Source organism: uncultured Kiloniella sp., from assembly GCF_937128705.1.
Lineage (GTDB): Bacteria > Pseudomonadota > Alphaproteobacteria > Kiloniellales > Kiloniellaceae > Kiloniella.
In genome coordinates this window covers 1-4506 of the sequence record NZ_CAKZMP010000293.1, presented here as the reverse complement: position 1 = coordinate 4506, position 4506 = coordinate 1, and the positions used below count along the sequence as shown (strand labels likewise).

4 protein-coding genes and 1 pseudogene are annotated in these 4506 nt (G+C 50.5%); 1 reads left to right on the top strand and 4 read right to left on the bottom strand.

What is annotated here, in order from left to right:
* Positions 1–337, bottom strand: a pseudogene (locus Q0241_RS14755) (C4-dicarboxylate ABC transporter substrate-binding protein); the annotation flags it as partial.
* Between the two features lie 362 nt (positions 338–699).
* Here Q0241_RS14755 and Q0241_RS14750 point away from each other — a divergent pair.
* The gene (locus Q0241_RS14750; protein WP_299378824.1) at positions 700–1722 is read left to right on the top strand and encodes a LacI family DNA-binding transcriptional regulator; all 1023 of its coding nucleotides are present in this window, start codon (positions 700–702) and stop codon (positions 1720–1722) included.
* 19 nt (positions 1723–1741) lie between these two features.
* Here Q0241_RS14750 and Q0241_RS14745 read toward each other — a convergent pair whose 3' ends face one another.
* The 3 genes from Q0241_RS14745 to Q0241_RS14735 all read right to left on the bottom strand — a co-directional run.
* A complete protein-coding gene (locus Q0241_RS14745; protein WP_299378822.1) occupies positions 1742–1936 on the bottom strand; it encodes a hypothetical protein in 195 nt (64 codons plus the stop codon).
* Between the two features lie 8 nt (positions 1937–1944).
* Positions 1945–4284 carry an EcoAI/FtnUII family type I restriction enzme subunit R gene (gene hsdR, locus Q0241_RS14740; protein WP_299378820.1) on the bottom strand — a complete coding sequence of 780 codons (2340 nt, stop codon included), beginning with the start codon at positions 4282–4284 and terminating at the stop codon, positions 1945–1947.
* A partial coding sequence (locus Q0241_RS14735) for a hypothetical protein (RefSeq protein ID WP_299378818.1) occupies positions 4281–4506 on the bottom strand: 226 nt, incomplete at its 5' end. The genes Q0241_RS14735 and hsdR, both read right to left, overlap by 4 nt.

Genomic DNA, 4506 nt, shown 5'->3' with positions numbered 1-4506 from the left:
ACCATGCGCCAACAGGATTTGCAATCAAACCAAAGGCAGGATCTTTACCCGCAAAATAACTAGTGTCAGTAATGTGTCCGTCCAGAATACCACCGGCGACCGCATCCTGTGTTTCAGAGTGCTGCACAACCGAGTTTACAGGAAGCATCTCGATTTTGAGACGACCGCCAGTCATCTCATCAACGCGTTGCGCCCATTCCTGTTTCAAAATAAAGTTAGGATTACCCGCAGGATCACTTGATTGGAACTTAAAGTTATAATCCGCCGCAATGGATGCTGTTGACATCAAAGCCGCAGAGAGCCCCATAACAAGGCCCGTGGTGAGTTTTTTCAACATTTTTGTTCATCTCCCAGTGTGAAATACATCTCATTCTCAAAACAGGATGGCGCACTTTCTTACGTAAGAACGCCTTAACCTGTTGTTTGTAATTTATTTATTGATGCGATAGCGCCAGTCGCCAATTTCCCTTTTTTGGTAGCGCTACCACAATGCGGTTTGACAATATGGTAGCGCTACCATATTGTCAAACGATGAAATGAGAGTAACCGTATTCTGTGATAAAACCTTTCGGAAATTCGGACCGCTATAGGTACTTTTCCCTGTCCTTGAGCTGCAGAAGAAAGGCGCTTGTAGAAGGTCTCGGCAGGTATTAAAAGACCTGATTAATCAAGATTGGAAAGACTGAGGAACAGTAAGAATTGGGGAAACGTAAAGGATCAGGACGCGCAACGATTACCGATGTTGCCGAACATGCGGGGGTTGGCGCCATCACCGTCTCGCGCATGATGCGCGATCCGTCAAAAGTATCTGAAAAGCTGCGTATCCGGATCGAAAAATCAATAAAAGAACTGCAATATATCCCCGATCCCAAAGCCCGGGCCCTTGCCTCGGGCAGAGCCGATGTCATCGGTGTTCTCATTCCTTCGCTCAGTAACATCATCTTCGCCGATACGCTGCGTGCCATTCACGACAGTACCCAGAACACCCCCTATCAGGTTTTGATCGGAAACACGCGGTATGATGCTCAAGAAGAAAACCATTTGCTTTCGCTCTTTCTCGCCCAAAATCCCGCGGCGCTTATTGTCGTTGGCATCGATCAATCAGACAATTCGATCAATCTTTTAAAAGAAGCGAATATTCCCGTCGTTCAAATATATGAAATTGGCCCTGACCCCATTGATATGAGTGTAGGTCTGTCCCATATCGCGGCAAGTGAAACCATGGTCGAACACCTTTTGAACCAAGGCTTTTGCAAGATAGGTTATCTGGCTGCCCGTCTAGATCCCCGGATGGAACGCCGCCTTGAAGCCTATCGTACAAAGCTCAACTCGCTTGAAATCTTTGAGCCAAAGCGCGTGGTCCTTACCAACAAGGCCTCATCGGTCAATATAGGGCGGAAATTAATGCGACAACTTATTGACTGCGCCCCAGATACTGACGCCGTCATTTGTGCCAATGATGATATTGCTCTGGGGGCTCTTTTTGAGTGCTTGGCCCAGGGAATATCTGTACCAGAACAAATGGGTATTATCGGCTTTAACGACCTTGAAATGATGCAGGCTGCTTATCCATCCCTAACCAGCATCAGAACAGACCGTTATAAAATAGGCACCTTGGCCGTCGATAAAATCCTGCAAAGACTAAATGGCGACGAAACAGATCAAAAACAAATCGACACCGGCTTTGAATTGATCCAACGGGACAGCACATCCCGACGATAATTCAGGGTTTATAGTCCTCTTACCAGTCGTCCCCCTTATCCGATACTTTCAGCTTTTCTTGGGAATCAACAGCACCAGAAAATTCGCGATCAACAGGGTAACGCCCAGAAAGTAAAAGGCCGATATCAAGCCAATGCGTCGCCCCATGTCCCAACCCCTCGAGATAAATGGGGTTGTCTTTTTTTATCCGAAAAAATGCCTGCGCCAACCCCATAAACTCGCTTAATACAGATGCCGTTGAAAGCCGACGAAGGCGTCGCGGATGCGGGGGATGCCGCCGAGTTCGATGGCTGCGTCGCCGGTTGAGTTGTATTTCAGCTCCAACAGGCTTGGCAGTTTGGCCTGATCCAGTTCGTTGACGCCCTGTTCTTCGTATTGGCCGAGAACGAATTCCAAAAAGGCCTGTAGCTTGTCGTCGTAATCCCGCAGGATCGTGTCTTTGTGGGTATCCACGCGCTCGGTTCTGGTGATCGGGTCCATGGCAAAGGCAATGTAAGCCAGCACATCAAAAAGGTCGCTTTTTTGCGCGTCGATCAGCTTGGCAACTTCGCTCAAAACCGCTTCGCCGTACCCGCGTTCTTCCAGTCCCTGTATCAGGGCTTTGCGGGTATCGGGCTTACCCCAAAGCTTGCGTAGTTCATCTTCGTCGCGAAAGAGTTCCGGTAGCTCTCCAAACAACTTGTTCACAAACTGCGCGGATGAAACGGGCTTGCCATCTGGTCCCCAAAAGCTGGTCGCGGCCATGTGCTGTATGCGTCGGGCCGACCCGTCCGCCAGCTTGATCACTATGGTTTGCTTTTCTTCCGGTACCCCCGGATCATAACCACCGGGCTCATCCTCCATCCCTGTGGGTTCACCATCTTCATCCGGCTTTGGCGTCCGCACAGGCGCATCTGCGGGGTCCAGTGGTTCGCCGTCCCATTCAGGATCTTCGAACATTTCATAGTTTTTACAAAAATCGTAGATCGTGAAATAGTCTTTGTCATCAAACAGGCGCGTGCCCCGACCGACGATCTGTTTAAATTCGATCATCGACTGTACCGGACGCATCAGCACAACATTGCGTACATTACGTGCATCGACCCCGGTGGATAGCTTGGTGCTGGTGGTCAGCACTGTGGGGACAGTTTTTTCGTTATCCTGAAATTTCCGCAGGAAAGCTTCGCCGCGCGCGCCATCGTCGGCCCCGACACGTTCACAGTAATGCAGGTCGGAACTTTCCTTGACCTGATTGATCAAATCACGGATCAACGCGGCATGAGGCTGCCCCTTACAGAAAACGATGGCCTTTTCCTGTTGATTGGCCTCGTCCATAAAAATCTCGACCCGTTTGGCCTCACGTTCTTTGATCACAATCCCGCCGGATTTGTTGAAATCCTGTTCCCGGTAACGCTTGCCCTCTTCGATGATATCCGCGCCCTCTAAAATCGTATCACCGGGGGTAAAGACATAATCGTCCATGGTGGTCGTAATCTGGCGCACCCGAAACGGGGTCAGGAAGCCATCGTTGATACCTTCTTTGAGCGAGTATTCATAAACGGGTCGCCCGAAATAGGAATAGGTATCCACATTGCCCTTGCGCTTGGGCGTCGCGGTTAGACCAAGCTGCACAGCGGGTTCGAAATATTTCAAAATATCCTGCCACGCACTTTCATCTTTCGCGCCGCCCCTGTGACATTCGTCAATGATAATAAAATCAAAGAAATCTTCGGGGTAATCACCGAAATAGGGCGTGCCATCTGGCCCGCTCATAAAGGTCTGGAAGATGGTAAAAAAGATATTGGCGTTCTTGGGCACCCGTCCCTTTTTGCGTACTTCATCCGGCGCAATGCGCACCAGCGCATCTTCGGCAAAGGCGGAAAAGGAATTAAAAGCCTGATCCGCCAAAATGTTCCGGTCCGCCAGAAAGAGTATACGCGGACGGCGCGTTGGCTCCCGCGTCAGGTTCCAGCGACTTTGAAACAACTTCCACGCCAATTGAAAGGCAATGGCAGTCTTGCCTGTGCCCGTTGCGAGGGTGAGCAAGATACGGTCCTTGCCCGAGGCAACCGCATCAAGAGTACGTTCAATCGCGTTGTCCTGATAATAGCGTGGCTGCCACGTCCCGCCGCGATCTTCAAAAGCAACCTCGGCAAAGCGATCCCGCCAATAATTCTCGACATGGTAAATGCGGTTCCACAGGGTCTCCGGCGATGGTATCGCGCCCATCGACGACAGCTCGACCTCTTTCCCCGTCTTGGTATCAATCTCGTAGAGGCCCTTACCGTTGGTGCTATAGGCAAAACGAATTTGCAGGCGTTCCGCATACTCAACCGCCTGTGGCCGGCCTTCGGAAACCGGGTATTTTTCTGCCTTGGCCTCTATCACCGCCAGTTTTTTATTGCGATAGATCAACACATAGTCCGCCGCCAAGGGCTGCGCACGTCGCCCACCGCCGACCAGACGCCCCTGCGTGATGGTGTGTTCCACAGAAATCCGACTGCCCTCAACCACCGACCAGCCCGCCGCCAACAGCGCGGGATCAATAAGATCTAATCTGGTCTGGGCTTCGTTTCTGGTCATAAAAGGACTTCTTGCCCCGTTACACGCTTGCCCATGCCTTTAGGCATAATATTTTCGCGACGTATCCTTGCCAGTGCTTCAATAAATTCATGACGAGGGATTTTTAATTTATCACTGTGCCAGTTCTCACGCGCCTCATGAACAATATCATCTTCACTTGGCTTCTTGCCATCTAGTAACAGATTGTTCCAAGCCGCATGCACAGTTGCCACAAGTTCGGCT

Bases quoted from the DNA above. Each gene is read 5' to 3' on its own strand.
- Q0241_RS14745 (WP_299378822.1), bottom strand. From the start codon at position 1,936: ATGGGGTTGGCGCAGGCATTTTTTCGGATAAAAAAAGACAACCCCATT.
- hsdR (WP_299378820.1), bottom strand. From the start codon at position 4,284: ATGACCAGAAACGAAGCCCAGACCAGATTAGATCTTATTGATCCCGCG.